This is a genomic window from Ramlibacter sp. GS1-15 (assembly GCF_057785015.1).
Genome location: NZ_JBYNTU010000001.1, coordinates 141,324 through 157,014 on the forward strand (window position 1 = coordinate 141,324; position 15,691 = coordinate 157,014).

General features: G+C 68.2%; 14 protein-coding genes. 8 read left to right on the forward strand and 6 right to left on the reverse strand.

The genetic code is table 11. The annotated features are described in order from the left end of the window. Positions 1–23: 23 nt before the first annotated feature. The gene (locus AC3EF3_RS00730) at positions 24–389 is read right to left on the reverse strand and encodes a YraN family protein (RefSeq protein WP_488530248.1); all 366 of its coding nucleotides are present in this window, start codon (positions 387–389) and stop codon (positions 24–26) included. Here AC3EF3_RS00730 and rsmI point away from each other — a divergent pair. Continuing rightward, entirely contained in the window at positions 388–1,281 is an 894-nt protein-coding gene (gene rsmI, locus AC3EF3_RS00735; protein WP_488530249.1) for a 16S rRNA (cytidine(1402)-2'-O)-methyltransferase, read from the forward strand. The two genes, AC3EF3_RS00730 and rsmI, sit on opposite strands and share 2 nt — an antisense overlap. Here the strand turns inward: rsmI and AC3EF3_RS00740 are convergent. Both AC3EF3_RS00740 and hemE read right to left on the reverse strand, forming a co-directional pair. Continuing rightward, positions 1,278–3,311, reverse strand: coding sequence for a primosomal protein N' (locus AC3EF3_RS00740; protein WP_488530250.1), 2,034 nt, complete (start codon positions 3,309–3,311; stop codon positions 1,278–1,280). The genes rsmI and AC3EF3_RS00740 overlap by 4 nt on opposite strands. Positions 3,312–3,640: 329 nt before the next feature. After that, positions 3,641–4,741: a uroporphyrinogen decarboxylase gene (gene hemE, locus AC3EF3_RS00745; RefSeq protein WP_488530251.1), complete on the reverse strand. Its 1,101-nt coding sequence runs from the start codon at positions 4,739–4,741 to the stop codon at positions 3,641–3,643. Between the two features lie 7 nt (positions 4,742–4,748). Between hemE and AC3EF3_RS00750 the strand changes: the two genes are divergently transcribed. The 4 genes from AC3EF3_RS00750 to AC3EF3_RS00765 all read left to right on the forward strand — a co-directional run bounded on the left by AC3EF3_RS00750 (position 4,749) and on the right by AC3EF3_RS00765 (position 8,482). Continuing rightward, complete coding sequence (locus AC3EF3_RS00750) at positions 4,749–5,171, forward strand: YhjD/YihY/BrkB family envelope integrity protein (protein ID WP_488530252.1); 423 nt, start codon at positions 4,749–4,751, stop codon at positions 5,169–5,171. A 335-nt stretch (positions 5,172–5,506) separates the two neighbouring features. Beyond that, entirely contained in the window at positions 5,507–6,586 is a 1,080-nt protein-coding gene (locus tag AC3EF3_RS00755) for an ABC transporter substrate-binding protein (RefSeq protein ID WP_488530253.1), read from the forward strand. 4 nt (positions 6,587–6,590) lie between these two features. After that, entirely contained in the window at positions 6,591–7,472 is an 882-nt protein-coding gene (locus tag AC3EF3_RS00760) for a TauD/TfdA dioxygenase family protein (protein WP_488530254.1), read from the forward strand. Further along, the gene (locus AC3EF3_RS00765) at positions 7,469–8,482 is read left to right on the forward strand and encodes a Bug family tripartite tricarboxylate transporter substrate binding protein (RefSeq protein WP_488530255.1); all 1,014 of its coding nucleotides are present in this window, start codon (positions 7,469–7,471) and stop codon (positions 8,480–8,482) included. The genes AC3EF3_RS00760 and AC3EF3_RS00765 overlap by 4 nt, the downstream gene beginning before the upstream one ends. 19 nt (positions 8,483–8,501) lie before the next feature. Here the strand turns inward: AC3EF3_RS00765 and AC3EF3_RS00770 are convergent, their stop codons facing one another. From AC3EF3_RS00770 to AC3EF3_RS00780, 3 genes are all read right to left on the reverse strand, one after another. Further along, positions 8,502–10,619, reverse strand: coding sequence for a protein-disulfide reductase DsbD family protein (locus tag AC3EF3_RS00770; RefSeq protein WP_488530256.1), 2,118 nt, complete (start codon positions 10,617–10,619; stop codon positions 8,502–8,504). Next, positions 10,616–11,359 carry an alanyl-tRNA editing protein gene (locus AC3EF3_RS00775; RefSeq protein ID WP_488530257.1) on the reverse strand — a complete coding sequence of 248 codons (744 nt, stop codon included), beginning with the start codon at positions 11,357–11,359 and terminating at the stop codon, positions 10,616–10,618. Before AC3EF3_RS00775 ends, AC3EF3_RS00770 begins: the two co-directional genes overlap by 4 nt. A gap of 76 nt (positions 11,360–11,435) precedes the next feature. After that, complete coding sequence (locus AC3EF3_RS00780) at positions 11,436–11,948, reverse strand: Lrp/AsnC family transcriptional regulator (protein ID WP_488533709.1); 513 nt, start codon at positions 11,946–11,948, stop codon at positions 11,436–11,438. A gap of 174 nt (positions 11,949–12,122) precedes the next feature. On the opposite strand from AC3EF3_RS00780, the gene AC3EF3_RS00785 reads away from it, so the two are divergent. From AC3EF3_RS00785 to AC3EF3_RS00795, 3 genes are read left to right on the forward strand one after another with little or no spacing between them, the layout of a single operon-like run. Continuing rightward, positions 12,123–13,139 (forward strand): 1-aminocyclopropane-1-carboxylate deaminase, encoded by a 1,017-nt coding sequence (locus AC3EF3_RS00785; RefSeq protein WP_488533710.1) that lies wholly within the window; start codon positions 12,123–12,125, stop codon positions 13,137–13,139. A gap of 27 nt (positions 13,140–13,166) precedes the next feature. Further along, positions 13,167–14,150, forward strand: coding sequence for a Bug family tripartite tricarboxylate transporter substrate binding protein (locus tag AC3EF3_RS00790; protein WP_488530258.1), 984 nt, complete (start codon positions 13,167–13,169; stop codon positions 14,148–14,150). A gap of 2 nt (positions 14,151–14,152) precedes the next feature. Then, a complete protein-coding gene (locus tag AC3EF3_RS00795; protein ID WP_488530259.1) occupies positions 14,153–15,682 on the forward strand; it encodes an amidase in 1,530 nt (509 codons plus the stop codon). Positions 15,683–15,691: the final 9 nt, after the last annotated feature.

Here is a 15,691-nt window from a genome sequence, read left to right on the forward strand (position 1 = left end):
GGATGATAGCGCGTCAACTTGCGTCAACTTGCATCGAAGGCCGCGCGCAGCCACTCGATCCGGCCCGCTTCCACGCCCACCACGTCGAAGCGGCAGGGCGGCGGATCGGCCAGCCGCATGAGGTAATGGCGCGCGGCGAACACGATGCGCCGCTGCTTCATGGGGCTCACGCTGGCGGCCGCGCCGCCGAAATCGCGCGAAGCGCGCTTGCGCACCTCGATGAACACCAGCGTCGCGCCGTCACGCATCACCAGATCGATTTCGCCGCCGCCACGGTGCGGCGTCCGATAATTGCGCGTGACGAGTTTCAGGCCGTGCGCGAGCAGGTGCGCAAGCGCACGGTCCTCGGCGGCGTCGCCCGCCTGCTTGGTCGTCAACGGATTCCCCATGGCCGCTTCTTTCGCTTCCGTCCTCGATGCCGCGCGCGACGCGGCAGGTGCCCAGCATTATCCGCAGGGCGCGCTGTATGTCGCCGCCACGCCGATCGGCAACCTGGCGGACATCTCGCTGCGCGCGCTGCACGTGCTGCAGCTCGCCGACTGCGTCGCCTGCGAGGACACGCGCCACACCCAGGCGCTGTTGCGGGCCTACGGCCTCGAGAAGAAGACGATCGCCCTGCACCAGCACAACGAAGCCGAAGCCGCGCAGGCGGTGGTCGCGCGGCTGCAGGCCGGCGAGCGCGTCGTGTACTGCAGCGATGCCGGCACACCGGCGGTGAGCGATCCCGGCGCGCGGCTGGTCGCAGCCGTGCGGGAAGCGGGGCTGCGCGTCGTGCCCTTGCCGGGCGCGAGCAGCGTCACGGCGGCGCTGAGCGTGGCGGGGGCCATGGACGAACACGGCGCGTTCGTGTTTGCCGGCTTCCTGCCGGCGAAGGCGGCAGAGCGCGAAGCCGCCGTGACATCGATCGCGGCGGAACCCCGCGCCGTCGTGCTGCTCGAAGCGCCGCACCGTATCGAAGCTTTGGCCAAGGCGCTGGCACCGCTCGCGCGCAGGACGGTGACGGTCGCGCGCGAACTGACCAAGCAATTCGAGCAGGTGGCCACCACGGATTGCACTTCCCTTTCTTCATGGCTGAAGGAGGACGAGCAACGCACGCGCGGTGAGTTCGTCGTCGTGCTGCATCCGCAGGCCCAGGCGCGCGGCTGCGACGAGGGCCTGCGCGTGCTGGAGCTTCTGCTCGCGGAACTGCCCGTGAAGACGGCGGTCAGGCTCGCGGCCGAGATCACCGGGGCGCCGCGCAACGGGCTCTACGACGCGGCCCTGAAGATCAAGAAGGGCTAGATCGCAAGCGGGTCGACATCGACGGCCCAGCGGATCAGGCCCTTTTCGCGCACCCCATGCAATGTGGGCCGCCAGGCGGCGAGGAACGCCTGCAAAGCCGGGCGTGAGGCGCTCTCGACGAGCATCTGCGCGCGCTCGATGTTCGCGACCCGCTGGATGCCCATGGGCACGGGCGAGTAAAGCGTCACGGCCACTGCCTCGGGCACGCCTGGCGCTGCTGCGGCCGCGGCGCGCAGGAAAGCCTGCGCGGCTTCCTGCGTCCGCGCTTCGGCACGCACCAGGGCCTGGAAGCCGAACGGCGGCATGCCGGCCTGCTCGCGTTCCCTGAGTTGCTGTTCGGCGAAGGCGCCGTAATCGTGGCGGCGCAGCGCCTCGAAGAGCACATGCTGCGGATGCCAGGTCTGCACCCACATCTCGCTCGCGCGCGCGTGCCGGGCATCGCGGCCGGCGCGGCCCGCCGCCTGCATCAACAGCGCGAACAGTCGCTCGGGCGCACGGAAGTCGCTCGAGAACAGGGCGGCATCGGCGTTGATCGCCGCCACCAGCGTGATGCGGCGGAAGTCGTGGCCCTTGGTGACCATCTGCGTGCCCACCAGCACGTCGACTTCGCCGGCGTGCATGCGCGCGAGCTGCGCCTCGAGCATGCCCTTGCCCCGCGTGCTGTCGGCGTCCATGCGCGCGATGCGCACCGCTTCGCCGTTCGGCTGCCGCACATCGGCCAGCAGTTCGGCCAGGTGCTCCTCCAGTTTCTCCGTGCCGCGACCGAGCGGCGCGATGTCCACGTTGCCGCAGACCGGGCAGGCGCGCGGGACACGCTCGGCGTAGCCGCAGTGGTGGCAGCGCAGCGTGCGGTCGATCTTGTGGAACACGCGGTACGCGCTGCAGTTCGGGCATTCGCTTTTCCAGTCGCACGCCGGGCAGGCGAGCACAGGTGCATAACCGCGGCGATTGAGGAAGACCAGCGATTGCTCGCCCCGCGTCACCCGCTGCTGGATCGCGTCGACCAGCGCGCTCGAGAGCACGGTGCTCTTCGGCTGCAGGTTCATGTCGACCAGCCGCACCGCGGGCAGGACGCCTTCGCCGACGCGCGTGGCCAGGTCCAGCCGCCGGTACCGGCCCCCGCTCGCGGCATGCCAGCTCTCCAGCGAGGGCGTGGCCGAACCGAGGATCACCTGCGCGCCTTCGATGTGGCCGCGATACACCGCCAGGTCGCGCGCGGAGTAACGTGCGCCTTCCTGCTGCTTGTAGCTCGGGTCGTGTTCCTCGTCGACGACGATCAGCTTCAGGCGAGGCAGCGACGCGAAGACCGCCATGCGCGTGCCGAGCACGATCCGCGCGGTGCCCAGGTGGGCGGCAAGCCAGCTGCGCAGGCGCTGCGCCGGCGTCATGCCGCTGTTCATCGCGACGACGGCGTCTTCGCCGAAGCGCTCGACGAAGCGCGACTGCAATTGCGGCGTGAGGTTGATCTCGGGCACCAGCACCAGCGCCTGCGCGGCGGGGTCCTGCGCGAGCAGCCGGGCGACCGCCTGCAGGTAAACCTCGGTCTTGCCGCTGCCGGTCACGCCGAACAGCAAGAAGGGCTTGTCGGCGGCCTGCAGCCGCTCGAGGACTGCGCCTTGGGCCGGGGTGAGCTGGGCCGGGGCAGATCTTTCCCCGGCGGCAGCCGTCACGTGCGGCCGCTTCAACCGGCGCGCCAGCTGCGCCGGATCGAGATCGCGCAGCTGCGGCGGGAGCGCGGCGAGGGCGATTTCGCCGAGGCCTCGCTGGTAATAGTTCGCCGAAAACGCGACGAGGCGTTGCCATGACGCAGCAAGCGGCGCAATGCCGTCGAGGACGCTGCGCACCGGCTTCAGCTCAACCTCATCGTGCTCATCCTTTGCGGACCAGACGACCCCCAGGGTTTCGCGCCGACCCAAGGGCACGCGCACCAAGGTGCCTGGAACGAGTGGCGACTCACTCGTATAGCTCAACGGCGTGCCCAGGGCGCTGTGCGCGGGCGTGGCGACGACGACGGCAAGACGGTGCAGCATTTAACGCAAAGATGGGCGTCGAAGTTTCAGATGAGCTTTACGAATGGAAGCTAAGTCTTTGATTTGGCAACGCTTTGTCCGGCCGCCTGCAGTTCTGTGGATAACTTTGTTGAAAGCCAACCCGCCATGCGCCGACAGGCCAGAAAAATCAAGGGCTTGGCCGTTTTGGGCCAAAATTTTGCGTAAAGGGATTTCTTTCAAAATCAATAACTTGCGCGCGCTAGCGGATTTGTAGCAAGCGAACGGGGCGGGTAGCTCCCGCCAGCGGTTTTTTGTGCATAAGTCAAGCTGTCCATCCCTAGGGGATCACCCTGATGACGCGCGAGGCGTCACGCGTTCGAAGCGGAACGCATGCGTCTCGAGTGCGCGTGGACGGCATCGACCAGCACCTGCACATGCTCGGGCGGCGTGAACTGGCTGATGCCGTGGCCCAGGTTGAAGATGTGGGTCGGGGCCGTGCCTTCGCCCGTGTGGGGCGCGCCGAAACTTTCCAGCACCGAGCGCGCCTGGTTCTCGATGGCCGCCGGGTCGGCGAACAGCACCGCCGGGTCCAGGTTGCCTTGCAGGGCCTTGCTGCGGCCGACGAGCTCGCGCGCGTGGCGCAGGTTCACGGTCCAGTCCACGCCGAGCACGTCGCAGTCGAGCTGCTCCATCTCGCGCAGCCACAAGCCCCCGCCCTTGGTGAACACGATCCGCGGAATCGTCACCCCTTCATGCTCGCGCCGGAGCTGCGCCAGCACGCGCGCGGTGTAGGCCAGGCTGAATTGCTGGAACACGCCGTCGGCCAGCACCCCGCCCCAGCTGTCGAAGATCATCACCGCCTGCGCGCCGGCCTCGATCTGCGCATTGAGATAGGCGGCGACGGCGTCGGCGTTGACGGCCAGCACGCGGTGCATCAGGTCGGGCCGCGCATACAGCATGCTCTTGACCAACCGGTAATCGTCCGAGCCCGCGCCTTCGACCATGTAGCACGCCAGCGTCCACGGGCTGCCGGAAAAGCCGATCAGGGGCACGCGGCCCTGGAGCGCCTTGCGGATGGACGTGACCGCGTCGAACACGTAGCGCAGCTTGCCGAGGTCGGGCACCTGCAAGGCGGCCACCGCGGCCTCGTCGCGCACCGGGTGCGCGAAGCGCGGGCCTTCACCCGCCTCGAAACTCAGGCCCAGGCCCATCGCGTCGGGCACGGTGAGGATGTCGGAAAAGAGGATGGCGGCATCGAGCGCATAGCGGTCGAGCGGCTGCAGGGTGACTTCCGTCGCGAAGTCCACGTTGGTGGCGAGCCCCATGAAGCTGCCCGCCCGGGCGCGCGTCTCGCGGTACTCCTCGAGATAGCGACCGGCCTGCCGCATCAGCCACACGGGCGTGTACGGCGTGGCGAGGCGACGGCAGGCGCGCAGGAAGCAATCGTTCTGCAGGGGCGCGAAATTCATCTGCCGATTGTCGCAGGCCAAATCGCGCTCGCCCCGCAAGGCGCGCCGCAGCGGACGCATCCGGGCGATGTTGCTCACGGGGCCGGTGATCATCGGCGCGAGCTTGTGGGCCACCTCGCATCTTCTGATGTCCTCCTGTGGGATGGCGACGCGACACAGCTGGCTGCCGCATGCCCTGAGCGTCGGGGCGGTGGTCCTCGGCGCGGCGGGATTCGCTTGCCTGTTCCGCTTTGTCCCGAACACGAATGTGCGGTGGCGCCACGCGATCGCGGCCGTCATGCTCGCCCGCACCGCCTTCGAGATCGGCAAGCGCGGCTTCGCGATCTCCCTTGCCAACGCGTGCCCACCCAGCGCGCGACCTACGGAGCCTTCGCCCCGTAAGGCGCTCGGCGCGCCAAGGCGGCGGCGCCGGCAGCCTTGCGGTACCTGACACGACTCTGACGCAGTCTGTTGCAATAAAGCCGTGATTCTTTTCGCGTTGCAGGAGGCGCGCCTGCCAAGGGTGTTGCAGGGTAATAACTGGCCGCACGGCCTTGACGGACAGGGACTTGCAGCTATTAAAAGGATAGCGTTTGCATGCTACCTCGATGGCAACAATCCGTAAGAACGGCAAATAAGCTGCGCCGCTGCCTGTGCAATGCGGACGGTTTTCCGCACACTGCCCCCGGCTGGTAGAGCTGTCACACGGCTGTTTTCAACAGGGAAATAAAAATGAATCGTCGGCGGTTTCTCGATCGCGCAGCGGGCTGGACTGCCGCTGCCACCGTGGCGGGCTCCGGCCTGCTCTCTTCCGCGCGTGCCGCGCCCCCCATCCTGGTTGGCCAATCGGCCGCGCTGACTGGGCCTCAGGCGGGCTTCGGCACGGCGATGCGCGACGGCATCCAGGCTGCCTTGCATATTGCCAACCACGCGGGCGGCGTCGGCGGGCGTTCGGTACAGCTGCTGTCGCTGGACGACGAGGGCGACAAGGCCAAGACGGAAGCGAACGTGGCTGCGCTCGTGGGCAACCAGCACATCACGGGCCTCACTGGTTTCACGACCCGGCCCTGCTCGGAAGCGGGTGCAGTGCTGGCCGCGAAGGAGGGCATTGCGCTTGTGGGCGCGTTCTCGGGCACGCCGCTGCTGTACGGACAGAAGGCGGCCACCACCTTCACCACGCGCGCCAGTTACGAACGCGAACTCGAGGCCATCGTGAGTCACTATCGCCTGCTGGGCGTGCAGCGCTTCGGCTTCCTCCACCTGGAGGACGCCCGCGCGACCAACGTGCCACTGCTGGAGTCCATTCTCGCCAAGCAGGGTGGCCAACTCACCGTCACCGCCGGTGTCGATCGCAAGGGCCCCGGGCTTAACGCCGCTGCCATCAAGATGCTCGATGGCAGCAAGCCGGAGGTGTTGATCATCCTGGCCAACAACGCGCCGCTGACGCCCTTCCTGCGCGAGTTTGCGCCCCGCACTCTCATGCTGCCGAAGATGGTGATCTCTTTCGTCGACCGCGAAAAACTGCTCGCCGATCTCGGCAAGGACGCGGCGGGCGTGGGTTTCAGCATCGTCGTTCCTGAATACACGCGCGAGCGCTACCGGGTGGTGCGCGACTTCCGCGCGCAAGCCAAGGAAATGCAGCTGGCCGTCACACCGGTGTCGCTCGAGGGCTTCGTCACGGGCCTGGCGTTGGTCGAAGGCCTGCGCCAGGCCAAATCCGAGGGCCGAACGGCGTTCATCGAAGGGATGAGCCGTGTGGGCGCGCTCGACCTGGGGTACACCAGCCTGCGCTACAGCAAGAGTGAGCGTTCCGGTTCGCGCTTCGTGGACCTGTCGCTCGCCTCGCGCGAGGCGGGCCTGGTCTGAAGCCATGCCCGTCTTTTTTTCACCCGTCACGCCCGCCGTGGGCGCCCTCATCGAAGGGATCGACCTGGCGTGCATCGACGCGACCGAGTTCGATCAGCTGTACGGCATCTGGCAACGCCACCACGTGATCGTGCTGCGCGGCCAGACCCTGGACAACGCGCAATTCGAGCGCTTCTCCGCGATGCTTGGCGAGCTGGATCCGCCGCCCAACCAGGGCGCCGGCCGCAAGAGCGTGCCGGGCTTTCCGAACCTGTATGTGGTGTCCAACCGGAAGTCGCCGGCGGGCGAACCGCTCGGTGCACTCGGCGACGGCGAGGCGCAATGGCACACCGACATGTCGTACCTGGAGCGGCCGCCATTCGCGTCGATGCTCTGGTCCATCGAGATTCCGTCGACGGGCGGCGATACCTGGTTCGCCAGCATGCCGGCCGCCCTGCGCTCGATGCCGGCCGACCTGGTGCGGCGCATCGAAGGCCTCTCGATCAAGCACGACGGCACCTACGACAGCGGCGGCAACGTACGCAAGGGGATGGTGCCCAATGACGATCCCCTCCGGTCGGTCGGAACCCCGCATCCGATCATCATCACCCAGCCCGAAACGGGCGAGCGCACGCTCTACCTCGGCCGTCGCCGCAACGCCTACGTGCCGGGCCTTTCGCTCACCGAATCCGATCGCCTGCTCGACCTGATATGGGGCTACGCCACCGCCCCGGCCGTGACCATGCGACACAGCTGGCGCCCGGGTGACGTCGTGCTGTGGAACAACCTGACCACCATGCACCGCCGCGATGCTTTTCCCTCCGATCAGTACCGCACCTTGCACCGGTCGCAGATCAAGGGCCGGTACGTTCCCGGCGCGCCCGTTCCCGCAAAGGAAGCCCCATGATCACGCGTCGCGTGTTCAGCCAGGGCTTGGCGGCGGCCTCGTCCCTGGCGGTGGCATCGATAGCGCGGGCGCAGGACCATTACCCGAACAGGCCCGTGCGGCTGCTGGTCGGACTGGCGCCGGGCGGCATCGCAGACATCACGGCCCGCATCATCGCGCCGCGCCTGGGCGAACTCCTGGGCCAGAACATCGTCGTCGAGAACCGCACCGGGGCCGGCGGCGTCATCGCCACCCGCACGGTGGCCGCCAGCGCGCCCGACGGCTACACGCTGTTGATGGCTTTCGATGGGACGCACGTGACCATCCCCGCGGCCAACCCCGCGGCAGGGTTCGATCCCGTGCGCGATTTCGCGCCGCTGGGCAAGGTGGTCGACGCCCCCGTCCTCGTCACCGCGCATCCCAGTTTTCCCGCCCGCGACTTCGGCGAATTCGTGAAGCTCTCGCGCCATGCCATGAGCAACGGATCGGGCGCGTCGCGGGTCTACGACTATGGAACATCGGGGATCGGAAGCACGGGTCACCTCACGATGGAACTGCTCAAGCAGCGCCTGGGCTTCTATGCAGTTCACATTCCCTACCGGGGTGGCGGCGAAGCCCGCGCGCAGGTGCTGGGGCGCCAGATTCCGATGATGTTGGCGGCGGTTCCGACCACCTCGGGCGATGTCCGTGGCGGCGCGCTCAAGGGCCTGGCGGTCACCAGTGCAAAACGCTCGCCGGCGCTGCCCGATGTACCGACGCTGTCCGAACTCGGCTTCGCCGAACTGAAGGGCACCGACATCAACTCCTGGGTCGGCCTGGTCGCGCCCGCGCGAACGCCCGCCCCCGTCATGGCGCGGCTGGATGCGGCCTTGCGGCAGACGCTGGCCACCGAAGACGTGCAGGCGCGTCTGCTCAACTCGGGCTCGACGCCGGTGCGCAGCACGCCCGAGATCTTCGCGGGGCAGATTTCGTCGGACTTCGCGCGCTGGAAGCGCGTCATCGCCGACGCCCACCTGCACATCGACGCCTGAGCGCGGCGGCTCGATCGGGCTATAGCCTTGCGATCGCGTCCTTGACTTCGTCGGCCTCGAGCACTTCCGAGAGCACCACGGGCGGCTTGCCGGCGGCATAGAACACGTAGACCGGCACGCCTTCGCGCCCGAGCTGCCCGAGGGCCGCAGTGATCGCCGGATCTCGCCGTGTCCAGTCCGCCCGCACCAGCGCGACGTTCTTCGCGGCGAATGCGGCCATCACGTCGGCGCGCGACAGCGTGGTCTTCTTGTTGTACTGGCAGGTCACGCACCAGGCCGCCGTGAAATCGACGAACACGGGTTGGCCACTCGCCACGATCTGCTCCACCCGGCCGGGCTCCCACGGCTGCCAGCCGTCGGCTTGCGCGGTGGCGGCCGTCGCGGCCGGCGGCCGGGTGATGTTCTCGCCGGTCGCCCAGGCGATCGCGGCGAAGAACGCGATCGAGATCGCCGCCGTGACCACACGCGCCCGGCCCTTCAGGGTCAAGGCCCAGACCACCATGCTCATGGCGACCAGCAGCGCGAGCAGGGCGCCGGCGCCGTCGATGCTGCTTTGCTGGCCGATCACCCACACCAGCCAGGCGACGGTCCCGAACATCGGGAACGCCATGAACTTGCGGAACACGTCCATCCACGCGCCGGACCGGGGCAGCACGCGCCCGATCGCCGGCGCCCAGGCGATCGCCAGATAGGGCAATGCCATGCCGACGCCCAGCGCGACGAAGACGAGCAAGGCTTCGGTCGCCGGCACGCCGATCGCGTAGCCGATCGACGCGCCCATGAAGGGCGCGGTGCAGGGCGAGGCGATCGCGACCGCCAGCACGCCCGACAGGAACGCGTTCACCACCGGGTGCTTCGCTTCGAGCGAGGCGACGCCCGAAGGCACGATGCTGGCGAACTCGAACACGCCCGCAAGATTCAGCCCGATCAGCGTGAAGAGGGCCGCGAGCGTCGCGACGACCGCGGGCGACTGCAGCTGGAAGCCCCAGCCGAGCTGCTCGCCCGCGGCCCGCAGGCCGATCATCGCGGCGCCGAGCAGCGCGAACGACAGCACGACGCCCGCGGAGTAAGCGAGCCCGGCGATGCGGTGCGCGCGCACGTCCTGTGCGTGGCGCGCGAAGCCGGTGACCTTGATCGCGAGGATCGGGAAGACGCAGGGCATCAGGTTGAGGATCAACCCGCCGAGCAGCGCGCCGAAGAGCGCCGCGGCCAGCGACAGCGAGGCCGCGCGCGGCGCCGTCGTATTGGCGCGCAAGGCGCTTTCGAGCGCCGGCGAGACGCCTGCCGCGGCAGCCACGGCAGGCCAGGTGCCGACGACCTTGGCCTCCGCGCGCCAGCCTTCGTTGCCCAGCGCGAGCACGACCGGCAGCACCGACGGACTCTGGCTGCGTTGCAACGAGAGCGGAACCTGCGCCGTCCAGGTCGCGCCCTGCCATGATTGCGTGAAGGGCGCGGCCGTCTCGATCACTTCCGGCGTCTCGGGGAAAAACGCGAGCGTCTTGCCTTGCACGGAAGCGGGCAGGCCTTCGACCGCGACCTTGATTGCGTCACCGGCGATCTCGACGCGGCTTGCGCCGCCCAGCGGCTTGGGTTGCGCCTTGAACGCGGCGTCGAACGCGGCCGTGTTCATGGCCGTGCTGCTGCTCACCGGGAGCTTCAGCGCGAAGTCACCTTCCTCGGGGATGCATTCCTTCTGGCACACCAGCCAGTTCGCGTGCAGTTTCACCTCGAGGTCATGCCCCAGCAGCGAAGGCTTGAAATCCGCCGCGATCGCGAGCGGCACCGGCAGCAGCACCGTGCCTTCGTAGCCGTAGTTCGCGAGCGAGCCGACCGGGATCTTCTTCGGGATCGGCCAGGCGATGTCGCCGGCCGCCACGCCTGGCGGCAAGGTCCACTGCAATTGCGTGGGCAGGCCCGAGTCGCCGGAATTCTTCCAGTAGGTGTGCCAGCCCGGCTTGTGCGCCAGTTGCAGGCCGACCCACACCGGCTTGCCGGGCGCGATGCCTTCGGGTGCTTGCGCCAGCAGCTCGGCGCGCACGCGCTCGGTGGCGACGACGTTCTTCGAGCCTTGCGCCCCCGCCTGCGGTGCGAGGACGGCGGCGAACACCAGGGCCGTGAACCAGCGGAAGTTCGTCATGCGGCGAATCCCAGCACGACACGGCGCGTGGTCGCGCTCTTCTTCTCGATCTTGGTCACGATCACCGCGCCGATCTCCGACGTGTTGGCGACGTGCGTGCCGCCGCAAGGCTGGTAATCGACCGGTTCCTCGCCGCCGATGCGGATGGTGCGCACGCGTCCCGTGCCGCGGGGCGGCTGCACCGACATGCTCTTGACGAGCGCGGGGTTGGCGTCGAGCTCCTCGTCGGTGATCGAGCCGACGCGCACCGGATGCGCGGCGGTGACCAGGCGGGCGATGCCCTGCGTGAGGAAATCCTTGTCGAGCGGGTCGGTCATGTTGAAGTCCAGGCGCGCGTACTCCGGTGTGATCGAGCAACCATTCACGAGTTGCGGCACCAGGTGGCAAAGCAGGTGGGTCGTGGTGTGGAATCGCATCAGCTTGTGGCGGCGGGCCCAGTCCACGCGCGCGACCACGCCGTCGCCCAGCAAGAGCGAGGCGACGAGCGCTTCCTGCCCCGGCGCGGGCACATGCGCGATGTCCTGGGTCGGGCGGCCTTCGGAATCCTTGCACTTGCGCGTGTCGGCGATCGCCAGTTCGCACCCGTCGGCCAGCACGAGGGCGCCGGCATCGCCGGCTTGGCCGCCGCCGAGCGGGTAGAAGACGGTGCGATCGAGCACGATGCCCTGGTCGGTCACCGCCACCACCCGCGCCTGGCATTCCTTCACGTACGAATCCTGCCGGAACAGCTCTTCGGTCATCCTTTTATTGTGGCGGTTTTGGCCCGCCGAGTTCCCTGGCGGGGCCTTCGACAGTTGAGATGACGCAAGGGGGCGGCTACGCGATCGGAAGCTCGGTCGTCGAGAGCACCTGCTTCAACACGACGAAAGTCCGGATCTGCCGCACGCCCGGCAAGTAGAGCAGTTCCGCGGCATGCAGGCGGTTGAACGACTCGTTGTCCTGCGTGCGGATCGTCACGAAGTAGTCGAACTCGCCGGTGACCACCACGCACTCCAGGCAGCCCGGCACCTTCTGCACGGCCTTCTCGAAGTCGCCGAAGGACTCGGGCGTGGACCGGTCCAGTACCACGCCGATCACGACGAGCATGCCCAGGCCCAGAGGCACGGGGTCCAGCAGGGCGACGATGCGGCGCACGAGGCCGAGCGACTTGAGGCGCTCGACCCGGCGCAGGCAGGCCGCCGGGCTGAGATGGACCTTCTCCGCCAGTGCCACGTTGGAGATCGACGCGTCGCGCTGGAGCGAACGCAGGATCGCGCGATCGATGCGGTCCAGGCCGGTGGAGGGTGTAGGGGCCGTTTCCCTCGGAGGACTCACTTTTATTTTGCGAATAACGGTCTTCTCACAACTTTGGTTGATCGATCATCCAATCATCCTAACTTGGATTCAAAGTTGGTGTCCATGTTGCAACCCTGTTGCTCAGACCGGTCGATAGCATTTCCCGACATGCCCTCCCTCTTCGCCAGTTGGGACGCCTGGATCCCTTTCACCAAGGACACGACCGCCATGAATCTCGCCAAGTACCCCCGTCATCCGCTGACTTTCGGGCCCACGCCCATCCAGCACCTGAAGCGCCTGAGCGCCCACCTGGGCGGCAAGGTCGAGCTCTATGCCAAGCGCGAGGACTGCAACAGCGCCCTGGCCTTCGGCGGCAACAAGACGCGCAAGCTGGAATACCTCATCCCCGAAGCGCTCGCGGGGGGCTACGACACGCTCGTGTCCATCGGTGGCATCCAGTCGAACCAGACGCGGCAGGTGGCGGCGGTCGCCGCGCACCTGGGCCTGAAGTGCGTGCTGGTGCAGGAGAACTGGGTCAACTACTCCGACGCCGTGTACGACCGCGTCGGCAACATCGAGATGTCGCGCATCATGGGCGCGGACGTGCGGCTCGACGCCGCCGGCTTCGACATCGGCATCCGGCCCAGCTGGGAGCAGGCGATGGAAGACGTGCGCCGCGCCGGCGGCAAGCCCTTCCCCATTCCGGCCGGGTGCTCGGAGCATCCGCTGGGTGGCCTGGGCTTCGTCGCTTTCGCCGAAGAAGTGCGCCAGCAGGAAGCGGAACTCGGCTTCAGGTTCGACTACATCGTCGTGTGCTCGGTGACCGGCAGCACGCAGGCCGGCATGGTCGTGGGCTTCGCGGCCGACGGCCGGGCCGATCGCGTGATCGGCATCGATGCCTCCGCCAAGCCCGCGCAAACGCGCGCGCAGATCCTGCGCATCGCCAGGCACACCGCCGAACTGGTCGACCTGGGCCGGCCGATCACCGAGAACGACGTCGTGCTGGACGAACGCTACGGCGGCCCGGAGTACGGCCTGCCGAACGAAGGCACGCTGGAAGCGATCCGCCTGTGCGCGCGCCAGGAAGCGATGCTCACGGACCCGGTGTACGAGGGCAAGTCCGCCCACGGGATGATCGACAAGGTTCGCAAGGGCGAGTTTCCCGAGGGCTCGCGCGTGCTGTACGCGCACCTGGGCGGCGTGCCGGCCCTCAACGCCTACAGCTTCATCTTCCGCAACGGATAAGCACGGCCCCATCCAAGGAGCAGCACCATGACGAAACCGATCGGCACGAACCGTTTCCTCCTCGCCCTGGTGCTTGCCTTGATGGCGCCCTGGGCCGGTGTCCAGGCGCAGGGCTATCCGTCCAAGCCCATCCAGTTGATCATCCCCTTCCCGCCCGGTGGGGCGACCGACGTCGTCGGCCGGCTGGTCGGCCAGAAGCTGGGCGAACGCCTGGGTCAACCGGTGGTGATCGAGAACCGGCCCGGCGCGGGCACCGTGATCGGCGCCGCGTACGTGGCCAAGGCGCCCGCGGACGGCTACACGCTGCTGGCAAGCTCCGGTTCCACGTTCACCGTGAATCCCGCAATCAACGCCAAGCTGCCCTATGACCCGGTCAAGAGCTTCGAGCCGATCGGCCTGGTCTCGCGCGTGCCCCTCATCGTGCTGGCGAACCCGGCTGTTCCGATCAAGGACCTGAAGCAGCTGATTGCGGCTGCGCGGCGCGAACCGGACAAATACATGTACGGATCGTTCGGCAACGGCACCACGGCGCACTTCACGGGCGAGTTGCTGTGGAACGCCGCGGGCGTCAAGCTTCAGCACGTGGCCTACAAGGGCAGCGCGCCGGCGATCACCGACCTGATGGCGGGCCATATCCCGTTCAGCATCGACACCGTCACGGCGGCGCTGCCGCATCTGAAGGCGGGCAAGCTCAAGGCCATTGCCGTGACCGGCGCGAAACGCGCGACGCTGCTTCCCGACGTGCCGACGGTGGCGGAGAGCGGCCTGCCGGGCTTCGCGTCGGATTCGTGGCTCGCCATCGCGGCGCCGCGGGGGCTGCCGCCCGAGGCCCAAGCCAGGCTGCAGAAAGCCCTGGCGGAAGCGATGAAGGACAACGAGGTCCGCGAGAAGCTCGTGGCAAGTGGTCTCGAAATCGCCTACGAGCCGCCGGCAGGGGTCGCGGCGCTGATCGAGAACGAGCTGCCGCGCATGCGCGCGATCGCGCAGCGCGCGAACATCCGGGCGGATTGAGCGTGGCCGCCGACAGCGGCCTCGTGGCCCTCACCGCGGTCGAACTGCGGCGCCTGATCGCGGCGAAGCAGATCTCGCCGGTCGAACTGCTCGAAGCCTGCATCGCACGCATCGAAGCGGTGAACCCGTTCGTCAACGCCGTCACGGCCACCTGCTTCGAACGCGCGCGTGATGAGGCGAAGGCGGCCGAACGCGCCGTGCTGGATGGCCGCGAGCTGGGCCTGCTGCACGGCCTTCCGATCGGGGTCAAGGACTTGGAGGCCACCGAGGGCTTGCTGACCACGTTGGGATCGCCCGAGTACCGCAACCATGTGCCGGCGGCCGACAACGTGCTCGTCGCGCGACTGCGTGCCGCCGGCGCGATCGTGGTCGGCAAGACCAACGTCCCCGAGCTGGGTGCGGGTGCGAACACGCGCAACACCGTCTGGGGCGCCACCGGCAATCCCTTCGATCCGCGGCTCAACGCGGGCGGGTCCTCCGGCGGTTCGGCGGCGGCCCTGGCGTGCGACATGCTCCCGGTCTGCACGGGCTCGGACACCGGCGGGTCGCTGCGAATTCCGGCCGCGCTGTGCGGCGTGGTGGGCTTCCGGCCGTCGGCCGGAACCGTGCCCAGTTCGCGCAAGCCGCTGGGCTGGACGCCGATCTCGGTGGTCGGACCGATGGGCCGCACGGTCGCGGATGCCTGCCTTCAACTGGCGGCATCGGCCGGAGTTTCCCCCAGCGACCCGCTCAGCTATCCGTTGGATCCGGTGAGCTTTCTCGAGCCTCCCGCGGTGGATCTCGGGCGACTGCGTGTCGGCTGGACGGAGGACTTCGGCGCCTGCGACGTCGATCCCCTCATCCGTGAGACGTTCCGCCGCAAGGTCCGAGCCATGCGGCACCTGTTCCGCAGCTGCGAAGAGGTGAAGTTCGATCTCGGCGATGTCCATCGGTGCTTCGACGTGCTGCGCGCCGAGGCCTTCGTGGCGGCGACTCGCGAGGCGTATCTGCGCGATCCCGCCAGCTTGGGCCCCAACACGCGCGCCAACTACGAGATCGGCGCGGCGATGAGCCTGCTCGACAGCGCGTGGGCCCAGGCCGAGCAGACGCGAATCCTTGCGCGCTTCGACACTGCGACGGCCGGGTTCGACGTGATTCTCGCGCCGACCACGCCCTTGTCGCCGTTTCCGTGGACCACGCTGCACGCGGATACGATCGCCGGCCGACCGCAGGCCAACTACTACCGGTGGCTCGCGCTGACCTACGTCGTCACGCTGACCACCCTGCCGGCGCTGAGCCTGCCTTGCGGCGTCGATCCGGCGGGGATGCCGTTCGGCCTGCAGCTTGTCGGTCGTTTTCGCGGGGACCGTCATCTGCTCGGTATGGCAGCGGCCCTGGAGGAGGTCTTCGCCGGGTCCGATGAATTGCGTCGGCCGGTCCCCGCGCTCGACAAGCTGCGACCGGTCGAACCGGCCCTGACATCCATCGTGTGGGCCCCGCCTCAGCGAGGCCATTCGGGCGATGCTACTGTTGCCGCTGTTTCGGCAGCCTGATTCGCCTAA